Annotated in this window: 19 protein-coding genes, 2 rRNA genes and 1 pseudogene (1 of these 22 cut by a window edge); 13 read left to right on the top strand and 9 right to left on the bottom strand. The window is 68.2% G+C overall.

The window, feature by feature from the left end:
• Window positions 1-10 precede the first annotated feature (10 nt).
• Window positions 11-196 carry a hypothetical protein gene (locus tag OG226_RS27070; RefSeq protein ID WP_328681995.1) on the bottom strand — a complete coding sequence of 62 codons (186 nt, stop codon included), beginning with the start codon at window positions 194-196 and terminating at the stop codon, window positions 11-13.
• Between the two features lie 104 nt (window positions 197-300).
• A complete protein-coding gene (locus OG226_RS27065) occupies window positions 301-1143 on the bottom strand; it encodes a hypothetical protein (RefSeq protein WP_329350272.1) in 843 nt (280 codons plus the stop codon).
• 148 nt (window positions 1144-1291) lie between these two features.
• Between OG226_RS27065 and OG226_RS27060 the strand changes: the two genes are divergently transcribed.
• Window positions 1292-1480: a hypothetical protein gene (locus tag OG226_RS27060; protein ID WP_443066911.1), complete on the top strand. Its 189-nt coding sequence runs from the start codon at window positions 1292-1294 to the stop codon at window positions 1478-1480.
• Window positions 1481-1545: 65 nt separating this feature from the next.
• Window positions 1546-3117 (top strand): FAD-dependent oxidoreductase, encoded by a 1572-nt coding sequence (locus tag OG226_RS27055; RefSeq protein WP_329350271.1) that lies wholly within the window; start codon window positions 1546-1548, stop codon window positions 3115-3117.
• 145 nt (window positions 3118-3262) lie between these two features.
• Here OG226_RS27055 and OG226_RS27050 read toward each other — a convergent pair whose 3' ends face one another.
• The 3 genes from OG226_RS27050 to OG226_RS27040 form a co-directional block, all read right to left on the bottom strand.
• Entirely contained in the window at window positions 3263-3970 is a 708-nt protein-coding gene (locus OG226_RS27050) for a phosphatase PAP2 family protein (protein WP_329350269.1), read from the bottom strand.
• A gap of 166 nt (window positions 3971-4136) precedes the next feature.
• Entirely contained in the window at window positions 4137-5081 is a 945-nt protein-coding gene (locus OG226_RS27045) for a bifunctional lytic transglycosylase/C40 family peptidase (RefSeq protein ID WP_328686438.1), read from the bottom strand.
• Window positions 5082-5312: 231 nt separating this feature from the next.
• Window positions 5313-6098 carry a trypsin-like serine peptidase gene (locus OG226_RS27040; RefSeq protein WP_328681983.1) on the bottom strand — a complete coding sequence of 262 codons (786 nt, stop codon included), beginning with the start codon at window positions 6096-6098 and terminating at the stop codon, window positions 5313-5315.
• A gap of 189 nt (window positions 6099-6287) precedes the next feature.
• Here OG226_RS27040 and OG226_RS27035 point away from each other — a divergent pair.
• Both OG226_RS27035 and OG226_RS27030 read left to right on the top strand, forming a co-directional pair.
• Window positions 6288-6530: pseudogene (locus tag OG226_RS27035) on the top strand (DUF397 domain-containing protein); the annotation flags it as partial.
• A gap of 91 nt (window positions 6531-6621) precedes the next feature.
• A complete protein-coding gene (locus OG226_RS27030) occupies window positions 6622-7005 on the top strand; it encodes a VOC family protein (protein ID WP_329350268.1) in 384 nt (127 codons plus the stop codon).
• Here the strand turns inward: OG226_RS27030 and OG226_RS27025 are convergent.
• Entirely contained in the window at window positions 7002-7946 is a 945-nt protein-coding gene (locus tag OG226_RS27025; RefSeq protein ID WP_328681978.1) for an oxidoreductase, read from the bottom strand. The genes OG226_RS27030 and OG226_RS27025 overlap by 4 nt on opposite strands.
• A 99-nt stretch (window positions 7947-8045) precedes the next feature.
• Between OG226_RS27025 and OG226_RS27020 the strand changes: the two genes are divergently transcribed.
• From OG226_RS27020 to OG226_RS26980, 9 genes are all read left to right on the top strand, one after another.
• Window positions 8046-8642 (top strand): TetR/AcrR family transcriptional regulator, encoded by a 597-nt coding sequence (locus OG226_RS27020; RefSeq protein WP_328681977.1) that lies wholly within the window; start codon window positions 8046-8048, stop codon window positions 8640-8642.
• 441 nt (window positions 8643-9083) lie between these two features.
• Window positions 9084-10445, top strand: a complete 1362-nt coding sequence (locus OG226_RS27015) for a S53 family peptidase (protein ID WP_328681975.1) — start codon at window positions 9084-9086, stop codon at window positions 10443-10445.
• A gap of 347 nt (window positions 10446-10792) precedes the next feature.
• Window positions 10793-12106 (top strand): S53 family peptidase, encoded by a 1314-nt coding sequence (locus OG226_RS27010; RefSeq protein ID WP_328681973.1) that lies wholly within the window; start codon window positions 10793-10795, stop codon window positions 12104-12106.
• Window positions 12107-12478: 372 nt separating this feature from the next.
• A complete protein-coding gene (locus OG226_RS27005; RefSeq protein ID WP_019065418.1) occupies window positions 12479-12787 on the top strand; it encodes a hypothetical protein in 309 nt (102 codons plus the stop codon).
• 168 nt (window positions 12788-12955) lie between these two features.
• Window positions 12956-13798, top strand: coding sequence for a hypothetical protein (locus OG226_RS27000; protein WP_329350267.1), 843 nt, complete (start codon window positions 12956-12958; stop codon window positions 13796-13798).
• On the top strand, window positions 13788-15101 hold the full coding sequence (locus tag OG226_RS26995; RefSeq protein ID WP_329350266.1) for a hypothetical protein: 1314 nt from the start codon (window positions 13788-13790) through the stop codon (window positions 15099-15101). Before OG226_RS27000 ends, OG226_RS26995 begins: the two co-directional genes overlap by 11 nt.
• Window positions 15098-16657: an SCO6880 family protein gene (locus OG226_RS26990; RefSeq protein ID WP_328681963.1), complete on the top strand. Its 1560-nt coding sequence runs from the start codon at window positions 15098-15100 to the stop codon at window positions 16655-16657. The genes OG226_RS26995 and OG226_RS26990 overlap by 4 nt, the downstream gene beginning before the upstream one ends.
• Window positions 16658-16664: 7 nt before the next feature.
• A complete protein-coding gene (locus OG226_RS26985; protein WP_328681961.1) occupies window positions 16665-18098 on the top strand; it encodes an ATP-binding protein in 1434 nt (477 codons plus the stop codon).
• A 16-nt stretch (window positions 18099-18114) separates the two neighbouring features.
• Window positions 18115-19563, top strand: a complete 1449-nt coding sequence (locus OG226_RS26980; RefSeq protein WP_328681959.1) for a type IV secretory system conjugative DNA transfer family protein — start codon at window positions 18115-18117, stop codon at window positions 19561-19563.
• Window positions 19564-19593: 30 nt separating this feature from the next.
• Here the strand turns inward: OG226_RS26980 and OG226_RS26975 are convergent, their stop codons facing one another.
• The 3 genes from OG226_RS26975 to OG226_RS26965 all read right to left on the bottom strand — a co-directional run.
• A complete protein-coding gene (locus tag OG226_RS26975) occupies window positions 19594-20139 on the bottom strand; it encodes a GNAT family N-acetyltransferase (RefSeq protein WP_328681957.1) in 546 nt (181 codons plus the stop codon).
• Between the two features lie 71 nt (window positions 20140-20210).
• Window positions 20211-20327, bottom strand: a 5S ribosomal RNA gene (gene rrf / locus OG226_RS26970).
• Window positions 20328-20419: 92 nt separating this feature from the next.
• A 23S ribosomal RNA gene (locus tag OG226_RS26965) occupies window positions 20420-21795 on the bottom strand; it runs 1747 nt beyond the window's last position.

The raw sequence follows: 21795 nt of genomic DNA, 5'->3' as shown, positions 1-21795 counted from the left end.
CGGACAGGCCCTAGCCCCTGGACCCGCCGGAGGCATCCCGCTCCTCGGCGACCTTCAGCACCTCGTCGATGCTCTCCAGGCTGAGCCGGTCCTCGGCGGCCGAGGCCGCGATGATCAGGTCTCCGCACAACTCGATCTCGGCGAGGGCCACGTGGTCCTGAACTGCCGTACCGCCGACCGGAGCCACGTGCGTCACCTCTTCTCTGCCGACACCGACTTCCTAGAGTAGGGAGCGGTCTACACAACGCGCATGGCACGGACGGGCTAGTCCTCACCCCGACCCACACCGACCGTTTCAGGTCATTTCTCGGCGATCTGCCCGGCGTAGATGTCCTTCGACGCCGGAAGCCGTACGTCCGCGGGGGCCCCGAAGTCGTACAGCAACGTCGTCGAGGTGACCGCCACCGGGTTGTGGCGCTGCCCGTTGACGAAGCTGAACCGCTGCCCCAGCTTGCGGACGCGCCCCTGGTCGTCGAGGTAGACGTCGAAGGGCACGCGGGCGGTGGCGAACCCTTTCGCCGCCGATCGCAGAGCCGCCTCGTTCCCCGCCGACGCGCTCCGCGCGGCGACGGCGAGATCGGCGACCCCCCGATAGTGACGCACGGAGGCCCCGGCCACCTCCGTCTTCCCCAGATCCGTCGCCGTAGTCGTCCCGCGCAGCAACTCCGCGGCGGCGTACGGGTCGGTGGCCCCGCCGGTCACGAGGTTGCCGTCGGTCAGCGTCCCGGTGTCGACCCGTACCCATTTGTCGGCGGGCACCCCGGCACCCCGGTTCTTCATGAACAGGGCGCCCGGCGCGAGGAGTTCGGTGATCGGCCGGTGCTCGCTGGCGCCCGCCGGGTCCTGCGGCAGCTGCACCTTCAGCCGGCCGAGCTGCCGTCGGAAGTCGTAGACGCCCTCGCCGCGGATGGTCACGCGGGTGCCGCCGGTGGCCATCTCCATGGACGTACGGGCCTGTGAACTCCCCGCCGCCACAAGGGAGTCGGCCGCGCGTCGCACCGCCGCGACCGCGTCCCCGCCGCCGCGCGCGTCCGCGGTCGCCACCCCGTCACCGGCGCCGCATCCACCGGTGCCGACACAGACCCCGACCATGAGTCCCGCCGCGACGACCGCTCCGCCCGCGCGCCTCTGCTGCCGCTCCATAGCCTGCCGTACCCCCGTACGTCGTCACGGGCCCTGTCGTTCCGCTTAACGACGGGTGGATGGGCCCGTCACGCGCTGTGGCGGCCGTACAACCGCCCTATGGCCGTCGCGCGACCGCCATACGAGCGCTTTACCGGGGCTCGGTACCGTGGTCGATGTGGCGCAGCAGGACGAACAACAGGCTCCCCCCGCACATCCCGAACACCGCACGACGACGGTCGAGCAGGGCCCCTTCTGCTTCGCCCGCTGCGTGTGCGGCTGGCGGGGTCCGGCGAGACGGGCGAGAAGCCAGGCCAGGACGGATGCCACCGGGCATCTGCCTGTTCCGAACCTGTGACATGCGCACGAGAACTTGTGGGGTCCGGCCCGTATCTCACTTGACGGAACCCCACAGGAGGCGAAATGGAACGGCGTTCGTTCATAGGCGGCGGCGTGGCCGCGATAGCGGCGGTCGCGACCACCGCGTGCAACGGCAAGAACACCGGCGGCGGTGACACGGCCGCCACGGCGACCAACGCCTCCAGCGCGACGGGCACGACCGGCCTGCGCACCACCACCGCGGCGGCCGCCGCCAACTGGGCCGCCCTGGCCCGTGAGCTGGACGGCACCCTGGTCCGCCCCGGTGACGCCTCCTGGAAGACGGCCCACCAGCTCTACAACACCCGCTTCGACTCCCTGAAGCCGGCCGCGGTGGCGTACGTCGCGAACCCGGACGACATCCGCTCGGTCCTCTCCTACGCCCGCGCCCACAACATCCGCGTCGCGATCCGCAACGGCGGTCACTCCTACGCCGGCTACTCCTCCGGCGACGGCCGCCTCGTCCTCGACGTGTCGAAGCTGAACAAGATCCGGGCGAGCGGTTCCTCCGCGGTCGTCGGCGCCGGCGCCAAGCTGATCGACGTGTACCGGGGCCTCGCCGCGAAGGGCGTCACGATCCCCGCGGGTTCCTGCCCCACGGTCGGCGTCTCCGGCCTCACCCTGGGCGGCGGCCACGGCGTGGTCTCCCGGGCGTACGGCCTGACCTGCGACAGCCTCACCCAGGCCACGCTGATCACGGCGGACGGCAAGCAGCTGGTCGCCAACTCCACCGAGAACAAGGACCTGTTCTGGGCGCTGCGCGGCGCGGGCAACGGCAACTTCGGCGTGGTGACCGAGCTGCAGTTCAAGACCCACCCCGCACCCCAGGCCGTATCCGGCTATCTGACCTGGCCGTCGTCGATGGCGGCGGCCGTGGTGAAGGCCTGGCAGGAGTGGGGTCCGGACCAGCCCGACGAGATCTGGTCGTCGTGCCACCTGACGAACACGCCGGGCGGCACCCCCAGGGTCTCGGTCGCGTGCTTCTCGCTGGGCACCTACAACGAGCTCCAGAACGCGGTCGACAAGCTGGCCCACCTGGTCGGCGGCAACGCGTCGAGCGTCTCGCTGAAGCGGCACACGTACGAGGAGTCGATGGAGGCGTACGCGGGCTGCACGTCCTTCTCGACGGACGCCCAGTGCCACCTGCCGGGCTCGACCCCGGGCCGCTCCCCGCAGGGCGCGCTGGCGCGGGAGACCTACGTGGGCCGCTCCGACTTCTTCGACCGCTCGATCTCGGCCACGGGCATCCAGACGATGCTCAAGCAGCTGAAGGCGGTCCGCGGAAACTCCGGCGACATCGCCCTGACGGCCCTGGGCGGCGCGGTCAACCGCGTCTCCCCCACGGCGACGGCCTTCGTCCACCGCCGTTCCCGCATCCTGGCCCAGTACATAGTCTCCTGGCCCTCCGGCACGGCCGGCACATCGGCCCAGTCCTGGCTGACGTCCTTCCACGACGCCATGAAGCCCTACGCCTCCGGCGCGGCCTACCAGAACTACACGGACCCGACTCTGACGAACTGGCGCAAGGCGTACTACGGCGACGCGTCAACCCGCCTGACCACCCTGAAGAAGCAGTACGACCCGAGTCACTTCTTCACATACCCGCAGGGGTTGTAGGGGGGCGAAGCAAGGGGTGCGACATCAGCTCCGGTCCGGCAACACCCCCATGGGGCGCGGGGCTGTACCGATTTGCCGCTCCGCCGCGCGGGCGCGAGGAGCCACAACGCACCCGCGGACAAAGCACCGACCTCCCGGCGGAGCCTTACGCCGCGAGGTCCCGCTCCTCCGTACCGGACGACTCAGTACGGGCCCCCGGAATCAAGGCATCCCGCCCCACCCCCCGCGCACCGGCCGACCGAACCAGCCACCCACCCCACGCCGACCCCTCAACCGCCTTGAGCACCGGCGTGAGCAGAGCCATGGCAACCGGCGACAGCAGCAGAGCCACCGCCGTACCCAGCGCGAACCCACCGATCACGTCGGTCGGATAGTGCACGCCCATGTAGACCCGGCAGAACCCTTCGAGCAGCGCCAGCCCAATGCCCACCACCCCGAACCGCCGGTCCGCGACGAACAACGCGACCCCCATCGCCATGGTGATGGTCGCGTGATCGCTCACGAACGAGTAGTCGGTCTTCCCGGAGATCAGCACATCCAGCCCGGTGTGGTCGAGGAACGGCCGGGGCCGCTCCACGAACCCGCGTATGGGCACGTTCACGAGAACGGCGAGCGAAGCGGCGAGCGGCGCCCACACCAGCGCGGCCACGGACGACGCGGAGTCCTCGCCCCCACGCCGCCGCACGGACCACCAGCACCCCACCACGAGCAGCACCATCGCGACGAGCAACCCGTACTCCCCGACGAACTCCATGCCCCGGTCGAACCAGTGCGGTGCGTCCTTGGCGAGCCCATTGATGTCGTAGAGCAGACCGACGTCGGGATTCGACCCGGATTCGGCGAGTACAGCCATGGTGCTGCGGCTCCTTCGTCGTAGTTCCGGGCGCACCTCTCGTGCGCATTACTGAACAGGAACGCACGGTCCCGGTTAATACGTTCCACCCTCCACCGAATGATCACTCAGACGTTATCGAAGAGAGACTCATCGCCGCAGCTCAGGGGGTGGGTTCACGTTCCGTTCACACCGTCGTGGGGAGTGCTTTCGCGCCATCTTCGGTGACCCGGGTGGCGCCGAAGTAATCGGGGGTGTCAATGGGGTCGAAACGGATCACAGCGCCCGTCCGGGGCGCGTCGATCATGTACCCGCCGCCGACATAAATCCCCACATGCCGGATGGCCCGGGAATTGGTGAGGTCGTCCGAGAAGAACACCAGATCTCCCGGCAGCAATTCGGCCCGCTGCGGATGCGGTCCCGCGTTGTACTGATCGTTCGCGACGCGCGGCAGCGTGATCCCCGCCTGGGCGAACGCGGCCTTGGTCAGCCCCGAGCAGTCGAACCGCCCGTCCTGGTCGGCGGTACCGTTCCCGCCCCACAGATACGGCGTGCCGAGCTTGGTCTGGGCGTAGGTGATGGCGGTCGCGGCCTGCTCGGAGGGATCGACCCGGCTGACGGGCGCGGCGAAGCTCTGCGAGAGCGTCGTGATCGTCTTCACGTAGTTCTTGGTCTCGGAGTACGGCGGCACGCCCCCGTACTTGATGACCGCGTACGCCCCCGCGTTGTACGAGGCGAGCATGTTCGCGGTCTGGTTCCCCGGCACGTCCTTCACGTACGAGGCGAGCTCGCAGTCGTAGGTCGCGGCCGACGGAATCGCGTCGTTCGGATCCCATACGTTGCGTACGCCGTCGCCGTTGCCGTCGATCCCGTGCGTGGCCCAGGTACCGGGGATGAACTGCGCTATCCCCTCGGCCTTCGCCGGGCTCTTCGCGTTCGGGTTGAACCCGCTCTCCTGGTACAGCTGGGCGGCGAGCAGCGCGGGGTTGAGGGCGGGGCAGAGGTTGCCCCACTTCTGCACGAGCGCCGAGTACGCCGTCGGCACCGCGCCCTTGGCGAGCGCGATGCTCCCGCCGCCGGCCCCGTTCGCGAGGTTCCCGGCGACGAGGTAGACCCCGACGACGAGCAGCATCACAAAGCTGAGCCCGAGCCCAGCCGCGACCCCACCGGCCACCCATACTTTTCGCACGGCTCAACCCTCCCCCATGTCAGCCCTGTTCAAGGCCATTTCGGGGCAGGGTGGCGGCATTTCGCCGTGCTTCCACCACATCTGACGCGTATTCAACGAGTCGCGTCCACCACACACGGTGCCTTACAGCACCTCATTACGGGCGAGTCGTACGACCGGGGGCCAACCGTCCCACTACGGGTCGGTCGTCGCGTCCTTGTACAACTCGGCCGCCTCTTTCCCGAACACGACGCTGTACGAGATGTCCGGTGTCAGCCCGCCCTGCTCATGCCCGCCGATGACACCCACGACCTGCTGGTCCCCGTTCACCCAGGGACTGCCGCTGGTGCCGCCGGTGAAGCCGGGGCAGTCGATGCGCTGCTGGGTGCTGCTGTGCTGGGTGGGCTTGTTGGTGCAGCTGATGGGCTGGTCGGTCGCGGAGGGATACCCGGTGATCGTCACCGCCGTGGCCCCGGTCGCCATCCCGGTCGTGAACCGGTCGGCGCCCACCACGTCCTCGATGTTCTTGCCGCCGACCTCGACGAGCGTGGCGAAGCCGATGTCGCTGTCCTCGGCCTGCCCCTTGGACCAGCCGTCCGGCAGGAACCGCTTCTCGACCTTCCACACCCCGTACGGCGCCTTGCCATCCCGGTAGCCGGGTACGAACACGTCGCCGGGGGCGCCGTCCAGGCAGTGGGCCGCGCTGACGATGAGGTCGTGCCCCGCGCTGTGCACGACGGACGCGGTGCAGTGGTGCCCGCCGGCGAGGCTGGTGGCGTGGGCCGCCCCGAACAGGGCGCCGATCCGAACGCTCTGTTTGCTCACCTCGGTCACGGTGGTCACGGCGAAGGGCCCGGGACCGTCGTCGGCGGTCGCCACGGAGGCGGAGGTCAGTGCCAGCGTCACCACGGCGACGAACAGCGCGTACCTACGGTTGCCCGCGAGGCGAGCGGAACGGGAGATGCGTGAGCTGCGCTTCATCGGGCCCCACTCTGTCCCACAAAGGTGAGAAAGGACGTCGACGTTTACTGAAATTTCGCTGTGAACAGCGCGTTCGCGCTCAGGTCGACGTTTGGTCCGGCGGTCTGTCCACCGTACTGTCCGTCCGCCCCTCCCGCCTCTCCTGCGCGATACTCGTCGTCTCCCCGGCACCCGACAAAGGAAACCCCCGTGTCCGACATCCCCCCCGACCTCACCTGGGAACGAGCCGCCCCACCGGACGCCACGGGCCCCGGCCCCTGGATCGAGCTGGCCTTCGGCCCGGGCGACGACGGCGAGGCCCCGGTCTACATCCGCGAGACCAGCGACCCGGAGAACGTCGTCACCACCAACCGCCGCAAGTGGGACGCCTTCGTACTCGGCGTACAGGCAGGCGAGTTCGACCACTTCGTGGAAGGCGTCGAAGGCATGGAGGGCGTTGAGAACACGACGGACCCAACACCCCCGGAAACCACGGGAATCGGACCGGATGCACCGAATGCGCTGGATGCGCTGGATACGCCGGATGCATAGAAGCCGCGTCTACGCCCTCCTGATCGACACCCCGGGCCCGGAGGCCGCCGCCGCGGCGGCCTTCTGGTCGGCGGCACTCGGCACCCCGGCGGAACCGGTCCCCGGAGAGGAGCAGTTCACAACGCTCCACAAGGCAATCCCCGGCCTGGTCACGGCGATTCAGTCCATCGACGACCCCAACCCGCGCTTCCACATCGACATCGAGACCGACGACGTAGAGGCGGAAACGGCCCGCCTGCTCACCCTCGGCGCGACCGAGACCGCCCGCTGGCTGGAGTGCCGGGTCCTGCGCGCCCCCGGCGGCCACCTGCTCTGCGTCCTGCCGGTGCACAGCGACCCCGAGGTCTTCAACACCGCTGCCCGCACCTGGAGTTAGCGCGCGGCACTCACCAGCGGGAACACCACTCCCGTAAGCCCCTCCGACGCCTCCCACAACCGCTCCGCCGCCTCCACGTCACTCGCCGCCGTGCTGCGCCCCACCAGCGTCGGCGCCCCGCGCATCTCCATCGGCCCGCTCGGGCCGGCGAAGCTCGCGCCCGGGAGGTCCTGGGTCGCCACGAAGAGGGTCGGCAGGGCGCCGCCCTTGTCGTCCTGGGCGAGGACCTTGTTGCCGGCGGCCATGAGCACGCGCGCGACCGGGTTCGCCGTATGGCTCTGGAGGTTGGTCGCCGCCCAGCCCGGGTGGGCCGCGAGGGAGCGGACGCGTGAGCCCGACTCCGTGAGCCTGCGCTGGAGTTCGAGCGTGAAGAGCAGGTTGGCGAGCTTGGACTGGGAGTACGCGCGCTGGGGGCTGTAGATGCCGTCCAGGTTCAGGTTCTCGAAGTGGATGAAGCCGTCGCCCATCCGGTGCGCGCCGGAGGACACGGTCACCACCCGGTCGGTGATGTGCGGCAGCAGCAGGTTCGTGAGCGCGAAGTGGCCCAGGTGGTTCGTGCCGAACTGCATCTCGAAGCCGTCGCGCGTCCGCCGCTCGGGGAGCATCATCACGCCGGCGTTGTTGACGAGCAGGTCCAGCGGCCGGTCCCACCCCTCGGCGAACTCCCGTACGGACGCCAGATCCGCGAGATCCAGCCGCCGCACCTCGGTACTGCCACTCACCTCGGCCGCCGCGGCCCGCCCCCGCTCCAGGTCCCGTACGGCGAACACGACATGCGCGCCCGCACGGGCCAGCTCGGCGGCGGCCGCGAACCCGATCCCGCTGTTGGCCCCGGTGACGACGGCGGTACGCCCGGAGAGACCGGGAATCCGCCCGACGCCCCACTTGGCCTTGCTCTTGCTCGTGCCCTTGCCGCTGATGGTCCTGTCCGTGTTGTCCATGTCTCCCAATGTAGGCAACGCCAACAATGCTGTCAATGACAACAATGGTGACGGTGACAACAATGTCGGCATCGACAACATCGGGATACGATGGTCCGCATGCCCGTACGCCCCTATCACCACGGAGACCTGCGCTCCGCCCTGCTCGCGAGCGCGGAGCGCACCCTGCTGGAGAAGGGGGTGGCCGCTCTGTCCCTGCGCGAACTGGCCCGGGACGTCGGCGTGAGCCACGCGGCCCCCGGCCGCCACTTCAAGGACAAGCAGGCCCTGGTCGACGCCCTCGCCCTCACCGGCTTCGAGCGCATGACCAAGGAACTGACCGCCGCGGACACCCCCGACCTCCCCCTCGAAGCCCGCCTCACCGAACTGGCCAGGACCTACGTCCACTTCGCGGTCTCGAACGCCGAGCTGCTGGAGGTCATGTACTCCCGCAAGCACGACGCGGACATCTCCGAGCAGCTCCGGGCGGCGGTGGACGGCACGACCACCCAGTTCGTACAGGTCGTCATCGACGCCCAGGAGCGCGGCGAGGTGATCCCCGGCGCCCCCTGGACCATCGCCCTGGTCATCGGCGCCGCCCTCCACGGCACGGCATCCTTCGCAGCCCAGGGCACCCTCACCCCCGAGGCGGCGGTAGCCGACATCCCCGCCCTGATCCACCACTTGCTGAACGGTTTGACACCCCGCGAGAACTAGCAGCGAACGGCGACCACTTGGCGCCGGTTAACAGCACCTCCCTCAGCGGCGAGGGGCTGCATCGATATGCGGCTCCGCCGCGAGGGCGCGCCCAACCCCCTCAGGGGCGCGGGGAACTGCGCGACCAGCCACAACGGACCCGCACCCCGCAAGCAACCGAACCCCCAGCCGCAACCCGGCCGAACTCCTTGTCAACGCGCGTCCCGCTGTGAAGTTCCCGTGGAGAGAGTCAAGCCCGAGCCATCCCCACCCCATCCCGCAGCCACTGATCAGCAATCCCCCAACCCCCTTGAGTAACGCGGAAGTCAGAATTCCGGAACCCACCTTGTTGTCACGTACTCAACAAGAGATGGTCATCGCGGGCCGCCGCCCCCACCGGGAACCTCACCGGTGGACCCCCCACCCGCAGGCCTCTGCCAACCTCTCTCTGGAGGCTGTACGTTGCGTACGTCACTCCCCAACTCCCCCCACATACGCGGCAACCGGCGCAGACTCGGCACCGCCGCCGCCGCGACCACCGCGCTCCTGCTCGCCGGACTCGGCACCGCGGCCCACGCGAGCGCCGCCACCACCCCCCACAAGGCGACCGCCAAGACGATCGCCGCACAGGTCGCCAAGGCCCACGTGCGGTACGCGAAGATCGGCTGCGCCGCGACCCCGAAGAAGGGCTTCGCCGCCTGTAACGCCCTCCGTGTCACCGGCGGCACCACCGCCTTCATGGAGAAGCAGGCCGCGCTGAAGGGCGTCACGCCCAAGACCATCTCCCCGAAGGCCGCCTCGGACGACCCCACCGGCTACGGCCCCTCGGACATCCAGTCCGCCTACGGCCTGGCCTCCGCCGCCTCCTCCAGCGGCTCCGGCGAGACCGTCGCCATCGTCGACGCCTACGACGACCCGAACGCGGAGTCCGACCTCGCGACCTACCGCTCGTACTACGGCCTCTCGGCCTGCACCACGGCCAACGGCTGCTTCAAGAAGGTCAGTCAGACCGGTTCGACGAGCTCGCTGCCGACCGCCGACAGCGGCTGGGCCGGCGAGGAGTCCCTCGACGTCGACATGGTCAGCGCGACCTGCCCGAACTGCAACATCCTCCTGGTCGAGGCCAAGTCGGCGAGCGACGCCAACCTCGGCACCGCGGTGAACGAGGCCGTGAAGCTGGGCGCGAAGTTCGTCTCGAACTCCTACGGTGGCTCGGAGTCCTCCTCCGACACGTCGTACGACACCTCGTACTACAAGCACGCGGGCGTCGCCATCACCGCCAGCGCGGGCGACGAGGCCTACGGCGCCGAGTACCCGGCCGGCTCCCGCTACGTCACCGCCGTCGGCGGCACGAAGCTCTCCACGTCCTCCACCTCCCGCGGCTGGACCGAGAGCGTCTGGAAGACCAGCAGCACCGAAGGCACCGGCTCCGGCTGCTCCGCGTACGACGCGAAGCCCACCTGGCAGACCGACACCGGCTGCACCAAGCGCATGATCTCCGACGTCTCCGCCGTCGCCGACCCCGCCACCGGCGTCTCGGTCTACGACACCTACGGCGACGACGGCACCGGCTGGGGCACCTACGGCGGCACCAGCGCCTCCTCCCCGATCATCGCGAGTGTCTACGCCCTCGCCGGCACCCCCGGCAGCAGCGACTACCCGGCGTCGTACCCCTACGCCGCGGCCGGCACCTCCGCCCTGAACGACGTGACGAGCGGCAACAACGGCTCCTGCTCGACGAGTTACTTCTGCACCGCAAAGTCGGGCTACGACGGCCCGACCGGCTGGGGCACCCCGGAGGGCGTGTCCGCCTTCACCGGCTGACCGCACTCCACTCCGCGAGAACCTCCCCGTCGGGTCACGGGGAGCCGCCGGCAGAGGGGGACGTGGGGTCCCCTCGGCGGAGCGAATGGCAACGGGCCGCGGCAACCAGCCGCGGCCCGTTCGCCGTGCCGTAGGCCCCGACAGGCCCCAACTCCCATGAGAATCCTGTGGGTTTGGTAAAGGGCCAGACCCTGTTCGGTAAGCCGGAAGTCAGGATTCCAGCAGCCCCTTGTTGTCGCGTACTCAACAAGAGATGGTCATCGCGGGCCGCCCCCCACCGCCGGAGAAACCGTGCCGGCGACACGCACCCGCACCGCCCCTGTTCCACCGACTCAGGAGGCTGCACCTTGCGTACCACGACCCCCAACTCCCCCCACACGCGCGGTAGATGGCGCCGCACAGGATCCGTCGTCATCGCCACGGCCGCACTCGTCCTCACCGGCCTCGGCACCGCCGTACAGGCCGACGCCGCGGCGGGCGCCACCACCTCCACGAAGGTGACGTACGCCGCCACCCCCTGTGCGACCCCCAAGCACACGGGCGACCTCACCTGCAAGTCCTACCGCGTCACCGGCGGCCTCACCGCCTTCCAGAAGGCGCAGGCCGCGAGGACCGGCATCACCCCCAAGGCGGCCGACGCGTCGACCCCCTCCGGCTACAGCCCGACCAACCTCCGGTCCGCCTACGGCCTGACCTCCGCCGCCGCCTCCAACGGCTCCGGCGAGACGATCGCGATCGTCGACGCGTACAACGACCCGAACGCCGAGGCCGACCTCGCCACCTACCGCTCGTACTACGGCCTCTCGGCCTGCACGACGGCCAACGGCTGCTTCAAGAAGGTCAGTCAGACCGGCTCCACGACGTCCCTCCCCACCAGTGACGCCGGCTGGTCCGAGGAGATCTCCCTCGACCTCGACATGGCGAGCGCGATCTGCCCGCTGTGCAACATCACCCTCGTCGAGGCCACCAGCGCCAGCTACGCCAACCTCGGCACCGCCGAGAACGAGGCCGTCACCCTGGGCGCCAAGTTCGTCTCGAACTCCTACGGCGGCTCCGAGTCCTCCTCCCAGACGTCGTACGACACCTCGTACTACAAGCACGCGGGCGTGGCCATCACCGTCTCCTCCGGTGACAGCGCCTACGGCGCCGAGTACCCGGCAACGTCCCAGTACGTGACGGCGGTCGGCGGCACCAAGCTCTCCACCGCCTCCACCACCCGCGGCTGGACCGAGTCCGTCTGGCGCACCTCCAGCACCGAGGGCACCGGCTCCGGCTGCTCCTCCTACGACGCCAAGCCCACCTGGCAGACCGACACCGGCTGCACCAAGCGCATGGAGTCCGACGTCTCCGCGGTCGCCGACCCCGCCACCGGCGTCTCGGTCTACGACTCCTACGGCGTCACCGCCGGCTGGTACACCTTCGGCGGCACCAGCGTCTCCGCACCGATCATCGCCGGCGTCTACGCGCTGGCCGGCACCCCGGCCAGCGGCACCTACCCGGCGCAGTACCCCTACGACTACGCGGGCACCTCGTCCCTCAACGACGTGACGAGCGGCTACAACGGCTCCTGCTCGACGGCGTACTTCTGCACCGCCGAGACCGGCTACGACGGCCCGACCGGCTGGGGCACCCCGGAGGGCATCTCGGCCTTCGCCAACTGACGGTAACCTGCCCCCCACCCTGAGCTGATCCTCCGTCACATGACGTGCCACAGTGGGTCGTGGGGGCCACACCTGGCACGAGAGAACGGGCCGCGGCATCCAGCCGCGGCCCGTTCATCATGAGAACATCAAGGCGAACCAAAGCGAGTAATCAGGGGCTAACGACCGAACCACGGACAGGTTCCGCTCCGGAATCGTTGCCCGGCGTTACCTACCGTGATACACAGAGTGACCGTACGGGGTATTCGTACGAAACCCGCCAATCAATGACGCCAAGTCGACATCCGACAGCGCCTTTGTCGGCGACAATGATGCCTGACCTCTGCGCACCTGCAGGGGACGCGGAACTACCCACCAGGGGCGGTGACTTACATGCTCTTCGCGGCCGACAAGGGAGACATCAACACCATCATCGGCGGGATCGCTCCGGACTGGGGCCCCTTCGGCAGCCTGGGTAACGAGGCGAAGGTGATGATCGAGGTCGTGATGGCGGTCGCCATCCTGCTCTGCCTCGGTATCGCCGTATGGGGTGCGGCCAAACAGCGCATCGGCGCGACGGCGCTCCGCGACACGTTCAGCGCGGAGCAGGGCAAGGGACTCATCGTCGCCGGCCTGACCGGCGTCTTCATCATCGGCTCCCTCGGCACCCTCTTCACCATCGTGTACGGCATGGCCGTATAGCCGAGCCCGGCCCGTCCCCCCTTTCCCCACCCACCCGCCCGTCGTGCCCACCGGCAGAGGTTGCGTTTCCCTGATGTCGAGTCACCACTCCGCGCCCGCGCGGGAACCAGCACGGCTACCGTCGTACTTCCAGGTGTTTCTGGACGACGGCGAAGGGGCGTACCCGGCATGAGTCCCGGAGACGAGCACGAGACCTCCGGCGGTTACGGCGGCACCGGCCAGACCCGCACCCGGCTGCCCCAGGGAACCGGCGGCGACATCTACGGCGGCGCCCGCCGCGGCGGCAGATCCTCCTCCAAAAGCCTGGTGACGGTCGTCGGAGTAGTCGTCGTCCTCATCGCCGCCATCGCCTTCGCCAACCGCGGCGACGGCACGTCGTCCTCGAACGACAGCAGCACGTCGAACGGTTCGAAGCCGGACGCCGCGTCCACGGCAGCGAGCGGGACGAAGCCGGTGGAGTCGAAGACCGGGGGGATTCCGTCGGGGTTCGCGCACACCGAACAAGGAGCGCAGTCGGCCGCGGCGAACTACTCCGTGGCGCTGGGCTCGACCGGCATGTTCCAGAAGGAGATCCGGCACTCGCTCGTGAACTCCCTCTACACGTCCGGTGCCGCGAGCAAACTGACGGGTCCGATGGATCAGGCCTACTCCGCCGACTTCCTCAGCAAGCTGGGCCTCGACGCCAACGGCAACGCACCGACCGGCAGCACGTTCGTCTCCCGCTCGATCCCGGTGGGCGCGACGGTCCAGCAGTACAGCGCCGGCGACGCGAAGGTCGCGGTCTGGTACGTGGGCCTCATCGGCATGTCCGGACAGACCTCGACCGACCCCGTCACCACCTCGTGGAAGACCTGGAGCTTCGACCTCCAGTGGTCCAACGGCGACTGGAAGATCGTTACGGACTCCCAGAAGGACGGCCCCGCCCCGGTACCCGGCGACGACACGGCCGCCACCTCGGACGAGATCAGCAAGGCCATCGACGAGTACGGAGGGTTCACGTATGCCCGGTAACCCGCAACGCGTGCTCAGGCTCGCCGGAGCCGTGACCGCCGTACAGACGACCCTCGTGCTGCTGGCCACCCATGCCGTCGCCGCGACCCCCAGTCCGTCGCCCTCGGCGTCCAAGAGCGTCGACTGCAGGCTCATCGTCGGCGAGGCCAAGAAGTACTGCCAGCGCAGCAACGAGACGAGCACCACCACCCCCAGCACCACCGACACCCTCGACCCCCTCTCCTCCCTCGGAAAGGGCTGCGCCGAAGCCGCCTCCTGGACCATCGACAAACTCAGCGACGCCGTCAAAGAGACCGCGAACGTCGACTTCACGAACCCCCGGTTCCTTCAGCAGTACGCCGTCGTCTTCGCCGCGTCCACCATCCTCACCCTCCTCCTGTGGCTGCTCGCTGTGGCCAAGCGCGCGGTACGAGGCGTCCCCCTCACCACCGCCATCTCCGAGGCCATCGGCTTCCTCTGGCTCACGGTCATCGCCTCCGCGTTCACCCCCCTGATCCTGTACACCGTCGTCTCCGCCACGGACGGCATCACCGAGGTCCTCGCGAAAACCACCGGCAACCAGACGGACACCTTCTTCGGCAACTTCTCCGGCGCCCTGGCCAAGGGAAACAACATCGGCGGCGGCCCGATCATGCTGATCGTGGTCTCCCTGGTGTCGATCCTCGCCGCCGGCGTCCTCTGGCTGGAGCTCGTCATCCGCGCCGCCCTCCTCTACGTCGGCGCCCTCCTCGGCACCGTCGTCTACGCGGGCCTCGTCGACAAGAACCTGTGGGGCCACGTCCGCCGCTGGGCCGGCATCATGATCGCGGTGATCCTGGTCAAACCGGTCATCGTGATCGTGCTGGGCCTGGCCGGCGCGCTGTCCACCGCCGACGGCCCGGACTCGTTCTCCGCCGTCGTCTCCGGCCTCGCGATCATCCTGCTCGCCATCTTCGCCAGCGCGATGATCTACCGCTTCGTCCCCGGCTTCGGCGACGAGATCGCCGGCGGCCGCAACAACCGCATCATGCAGGGCGCCGAGGGCAAGGCCGCCGCGGTCATCAGCTCCCCGGCCACCATGGTCGCCCAGGGCATCAAGACCCACAGCGCCCGCACGAACGACGGCGGCGGCGGCCAGTCCTCGTCCGGCGGCGGCGCCCGCCCGTCCAACCCGGTCTCCGGCGGCGTCGCGGCCCACAGCAGCCGCCCGTCGAGCAGCGGCGGAGCAGTCCCCTCCGCCGCGCCGGCACCCCGCCAGAGCCCGGCGAACACCCCGCACGCCGGCAACGCCCGCAACAACCGCACGGGAGGTGAAGGGCGTTGACGACAGAGTCCCACCTGTCCCATCCGATCACGCCCCGCCGGACATATCTCATCGGCCGTGCCCGGCCGAACGCGATCGTCGGCAAGAATCGCGAGACCGGCGAGATCGCCCTCATCATCGTGGGCGCGTTCCTCGGCATGATGAGCGGACTCCTCGTCCCCGTCCTGTCCCTGCGCATCGTGCTGCTGACGGGCTTCCCGATGCTCGCGCTGATGGCGGTCTACGTCCCGTACAAGCGCCGCACGTTCTACAAGTGGTTCGAGATCAACCGCAGTTACAAGCGGACCCTGCGCAACGGCACGACGTACCGCTCCTCCGTCGTGGAGGCCGGCGTCCACCTCGACGGCCGCGAGGTCGAGGTCGGCCCGCCGCCCGGGATCGGCCGGATCAACTGGCTGGCCGCCCCCTTCGGCCCGGACGAGATCGCCGTACTCCTGCACGCCGACCGCCGTACGGTCACCGCCGCGATCGAGATCGAGGGCCCGGGTGTCGGCCTGCGCGACAGCGAGGACCAGGAAGCCCTCGTCGACCGCTTCGGCACGCTCCTCAAGCACGTGGCGAACGGCGACGGCTTCGTCACCCGCATCCAGATGCTCGCCCGCACGCTGCCCGCCGACCCGGACGCGCACGCCAAGGACGTCGCCCAGCGCGGCGACGAGAAGTCACTGACCTGGCTCCAGCAGTCGTACGACCAACTGCAGTCGATGGTGTCCACCAGCAGCGAGCAGCACCGCGCCTACCTCGTCGCCTGCATGCACTTCAACCGCGAACTCTCCGCCGAGGCCCACGCGATGGCCCGCGCCGCCCGCCCCATGGCAGGCCGCAAGCTCGACCGGGACGCCGGCCTCGCGGTCGTCATGGCGCGTGAACTCACCGACATCTGCTCGCGGTTGCAGGAGGCGGACATCCGCGTACGGCAGCCGCTCGGCCAGGGCCGGCTCGCCTCGCTCATCCACTCCATGTACGACCCGGACCACCCCATCGACCACCTCCAGGCGATGACGAAGCGCAACGCCTGGCCGGCCGAACTCGACGCCATGGAACCGACGTTCCTCCAGGCGAAGACCCGTGAGTCGTCGACCCGCGAACCCTGGTGCCACGCCACGGCCTGGGTGAAGGAGTGGCCGATGACCCCGGTCGGAGTCAACTTCCTGGCGCCCCTCCTCGTCCACACCCCGGACGTGATCCGCACGGTCGCCGTCACGATGGACCTCGAACCCACCGAGGTCGCCATCGAGCGCATGCTGACCGAGAAGACGAACGACGAGGCCGACGCCTCCCGCGCCGCCAAGATGAACCGCACCGTCGACCCCCGTGACGTGGCCGCCCACGGCCGCATGGACCAGCGCGGCGAGGACCTGGCGAGCGGCGCGGCCGGCGTGAACCTGGTCGGCTACATCACCGTCTCCTCCCGCAACCCCGAGGCCCTCGCGCGCGACAAGCGCACGATAAGGGCGTCCGCCGGCAAGTCGTATCTGAAGCTGGAGTGGTGCGACCGCGAGCACCACCGCGCGTTTGTGAACACACTGCCGTTCGCCACCGGCATCCGGAGGTAGGGCTCAGATGCGGGATCCGCTGTCCGTCCTCACCGACGCCTTCACGTCCTTCCTCTTCGGAAAGATCGAGTCCACCCGCCTCCCGGTCCGCACCTCGACGGGCCAGGCCCAGGCGGTCTACCTGCCGACGGCCGCCCCCGGCCTCGGCGACTCGGGCGTCATCATCGGCCGCGAGGTCTACTCCGGCAAGGGCTACATCTACGACCCCTTCCAGCTCTACGGCCAGCAACTCCCGGCCCCCCACTGGCTGGTGCTCGGCGAGTCCGGCAACGGCAAGTCGGCCCTGGAGAAGACGTACGTCCTACGCCAACTGCGCTTCCGCGACCGCCAGGTGGTCGTCCTGGACGCCCAGGGCGAGGACGGCGTCGGCGAATGGAACCTGATCGCGGAGGAGTTGGGGATAACCCCTATCCGCCTGGACCCAACCGCCGCCCTGGACATGGGAATCCGCCTCAACCCTCTCGACCCGGCGATCACGACGACAGGCCAACTCGCCCTGCTCCGAACGATCATCGAGGTGGCGATGGGCCACGGCCTCGACGAACGCTCCGGCTTCGCGCTGAAGGTGGCGCACGCCTACGTCAACGAGACGATCGTCGAACGCCAACCGGTCCTCATGGACATCGTCGAGCAACTACGCCACCCCGAACCGGAGTCGGCCGAGGCGATGAACGTCGCCATAGACGACGTACGGGCATGGGGCCTGGACGTCGCCCTCGTCATCGACCGCCTGGTCGACGGCGACCTCCGCGGCATGTTCGACGGCCCGACGACGGTCGGCATCGACCTCGACGCACCGCTGATCGTCTTCGACCTGTCCCACATCGACCGCAACTCCATCGCCATGCCCATCCTGATGGCGATCGTCGGCGTCTGGCTGGAACACACCTGGATCCGCCCCGACCGGAAGAAGCGCATCTTCCTGGTCGAGGAGGCCTGGCACATCATCAACAGCCCCTTCGTGGCCCAACTCTTCCAGCGCCTGCTGAAGTTCGGCCGCCGCCTGGGCCTGTCGTTCGTGGCGGTGGTCCACCACTTGTCGGACGTGGTCGACGGGGCAGCGGCGAAGGAGGCCGCGGCGATCCTCAAAATGGCCTCGACACGAACGATCTACGCCCAAAAGGCGGACGAAGCCCGGGCAACCGGGCGGGTGTTGGGCCTGCCACGCTGGGCGGTGGAGATCATCCCCACCCTCACCCCCGGCATCGCGGTCTGGGACGTCAACGGCAATGTCCAGGTGGTCAAACACCTGATCACCGAGACGGAACGCCCGCTCGTCTTCACCGACCGCGCGATGACCCAGTCCTCCCGCGACCACGACCAGGAAGTGACCGACGACGCCCTGCGCGCCGCCGAGTTGGAGGCCGAGGAACGCGCGGCGGCCTTCATGGAACAGCAGTTGAGCGATCTCGACGGCTCCTCCGAGTCCACGGTGGCGTGAACGGCGGTGGCATGACATGAGACCGGACGACGGTGGACGCGAGCGCCAAGGGGGCATCCCCGACGGCCTGTTGGTGGGCCTGCTCGCGTTCCTCATCGGCATGACGTTGCTGGTGTGGTCGGCCACCGGCCTGGCCGCCCTGTTCTCCCAGGGCGGCTGGCCGACCGGCGTGACCTTCACCCGCACCCCGATGGCCATGCGCCATCTCATCGCCCAGCCCCACGACATCGCCGGCGCCTGGCCCCAGTCCCCACCCGCCCAGTTCTCCGGCTACGGCCTCTTCTGGGGCCTGTTCATCGGCCAGTTGATGATCCTGGTCGTCCTGACGGTGTTCATGATGGGCACGCTGGCGAGATGGCGGGCGGTACGGGCGAGAACTCGGGCGGTGGGACTGGTGGTCCCGCCTCCACCGGAGCCCCACGAGGTACCGATACAACGCCCGGAACCACAACAACAACCGCAGCCGACGGTCCTCCTGGAACAGGCGCCACCTGCACCGGTCTTCTCAACTTCTCTGTCCAACGGTGAACGGGTGGGTGGGTGGGAAAGGGTCTTTCTCGCGACAGCAGAAAGCCGCCAAGCAACCGCAACCCAGGCAGTACGGGACGCGGAAGGCCCAGCCCTGGTGGTCACCTCCAACCCCGCCATCTGGCAGGACACCAAGGACGCCAGAGCCAAACTGGGCCCGGTCCTCCTCTACGACCCCGCCCACCTCTGCGACACCCCGGCCCGCCTCCACTGGTCCCCCACCACAGGCTGCGAGGACAAACCGACAGCGGTGAAAAGAGCCGCCGCCCTCCTCACCCCGGTCAGACCCACGGCAAAGATCGACCAGACGGTGGCGGACACCGCCGAGACCCTCCTCCGCAGCTACCTGCACGCCGCCGCGATCGACGGCCGCACCATCCGCCACGTCCACCGCTGGTCCCAGGGCACCCAGATCCAGGACGCGGTGAGAATCCTCCGCACCAACGCCAAGGCAGCCCCCGGTGCGGCGGGCGAACTCGAAGCCGCCCTCACGTCCCACCCCGAACGCCGGGACATCGCCCAGGAGTTGACGAGCCGCGCGCTCTCCTCCCTCTTCACGGTCAACATCCGCGAAGCCTGCACACCCAACAGAACTGACGCCCTCTCCTTGGATTCCTTCGCGAACGAAGGGGGCACGCTTTACCTGGTCGGTGAATCCATCGAGGACCCCCGTACGAACCCGGGCGCGATGCCTCTCCTCACCGCCCTCGCATCAAGCGTGGTCGAGCGCGGCCGGCACATGGCCGAACGGTCATCGGCCGGTCGCCTCGACCCACCAATGACGCTTGTCCTGGACGACGTCGCGGCCGTGGCCCCGCTCCCCCAACTCCCGGAGCTCCTCGCCACGGGCGCGGACCGAGGCCTGCCGACCCTGGCCCTCCTCCGCTCCAGAGAACAGGCCAGGGCCCGCTGGCCCCACCACGAACTTCCGGTCTAGCAAAGGGACTTACGGCGCCCACAGCTACGGCTACGGCCGCTCGACCACCATCTCCAGCTCCCGCTCGTCCGCGTTCCCGCCCAACGGCACGGTGACGCCCGTGGGGACGAAGCCGACCTTGCCGTAGAACCGCCGGGCCCGCTCGTTGTCCTCGTGCACGATGAGCCGCACCCGCTCGACCCCGCGCCCCCAGGCCCACTCCAGCGCCGCGTCGAAGAGCACCTCGGTCAGCCCGATGCCCCGGACCTCCGGCCGCACGAACACCCCGACGAGGTGCCCCTGCTTCCGCTCGACCGCGAAGCCGGCCCAGTCGACCGTCCCGGCCTCCTCAAGCAGCACGGTCACCGTCCCGACCCACTCCCCGTCCGGCCCCTCGGCAATGACCTGCTGGGACTTCTCAGCACCTTCGGCAGCCCCTACGGCCCGCTCCTGATAGAAGGAGTCCGGCCGGGCCAGCGCCGCGTCGTAGGTCTCCAGGAAGGCAAGGTGCGCGACGGGATCCTGTAGCGCGACGAGCCGCAGCTCCCTCGCCGCGGCCCACTCGTCAGCGCGTATCGAACGGATCTTGTAGTTCATGCCAGTTACGGTAGCCGAAACGCAGAAAACCCCCGTACCGAATAAACGGTACGGGGGTTTTCGCAATATTTGTTCGGCGGCGTCCTACTCTCCCACAGGGTCCCCCCTGCAGTACCATCGGCGCTGTGAGGCTTAGCTTCCGGGTTCGGAATGTAACCGGGCGTTTCCCTCACGCTATGACCACCGAAACACTATGAAACAGACAACCGCACCACACCCGGTGGCCCCGGACATGGGGTTGTTCGTGGTTTCAGAACCAACACAGTGGACGCGAGCAACTGAGGACAAGCCCTCGGCCTATTAGTACCGGTCACCTCCACCCATTACTGGGCTTCCAGATCCGGCCTATCAACCCAGTCGTCTACTGGGAGCCTTAACCCCTCAAGGGGGTGGGAACACTCATCTCGAAGCAGGCTTCCCGCTTAGATGCTTTCAGCGGTTATCCCTCCCGAACGTAGCCAACCAGCCATGCCCTTGGCAGAACAACTGGCACACCAGAGGTTCGTCCGTCCCGGTCCTCTCGTACTAGGGACAGCCCTTCTCAATGTTCCTGCGCGCGCAGCGGATAGGGACCGAACTGTCTCACGACGTTCTAAACCCAGCTCGCGTACCGCTTTAATGGGCGAACAGCCCAACCCTTGGGACCGACTCCAGCCCCAGGATGCGACGAGCCGACATCGAGGTGCCAAACCATCCCGTCGATATGGACTCTTGGGGAAGATCAGCCTGTTATCCCCGGGGTACCTTTTATCCGTTGAGCGACGGCGCTTCCACAAGCCACCGCCGGATCACTAGTCCCGACTTTCGTCCCTGCTCGACCCGTCGGTCTCACAGTCAAGCTCCCTTGTGCACTTACACTCAACACCTGATTGCCAACCAGGCTGAGGGAACCTTTGGGCGCCTCCGTTACTCTTTAGGAGGCAACCGCCCCAGTTAAACTACCCATCAGACACTGTCCCTGATCCGGATCACGGACCCAGGTTAGACATCCAGCACGACCAGACTGGTATTTCAACGACGACTCCACCCACACTGGCGTGTGAGCTTCAAAGTCTCCCAGCTATCCTACACAAGCCGAACCGAACACCAATATCAAACTGTAGTAAAGGTCCCGGGGTCTTTCCGTCCTGCTGCGCGAAACGAGCATCTTTACTCGTAGTGCAATTTCACCGGGCCTATGGTTGAGACAGTCGAGAAGTCGTTACGCCATTCGTGCAGGTCGGAACTTACCCGACAAGGAATTTCGCTACCTTAGGATGGTTATAGTTACCACCGCCGTTTACTGGCGCTTAAGTTCTCAGCTTCGCCACCCCGAAGAGTGACTAACCGGTCCCCTTAACGTTCCAGCACCGGGCAGGCGTCAGTCCGTATACATCGCCTTACGGCTTCGCACGGACCTGTGTTTTTAGTAAACAGTCGCTTCTCGCTGGTCTCTGCGGCCACCCCCAGCTCAAGGAGTAAATCCTCTCACCGGTGATGGCCCCCCTTCTCCCGAAGTTACGGGGGCATTTTGCCGAGTTCCTTAACCATAGTTCACCCGAACGCCTCGGTATTCTCTACCTGACCACCTGAGTCGGTTTAGGGTACGGGCCGCCATGAAACTCGCTAGAGGCTTTTCTCGACAGCATAGGATCATCCACTTCACCACAATCGGCT

Source organism: Streptomyces sp. NBC_01261 (genome assembly GCF_036226385.1).
GTDB lineage: Bacteria > Actinomycetota > Actinomycetes > Streptomycetales > Streptomycetaceae > Streptomyces.
This window is presented reverse-complemented; position numbering and strand designations above follow the sequence as displayed.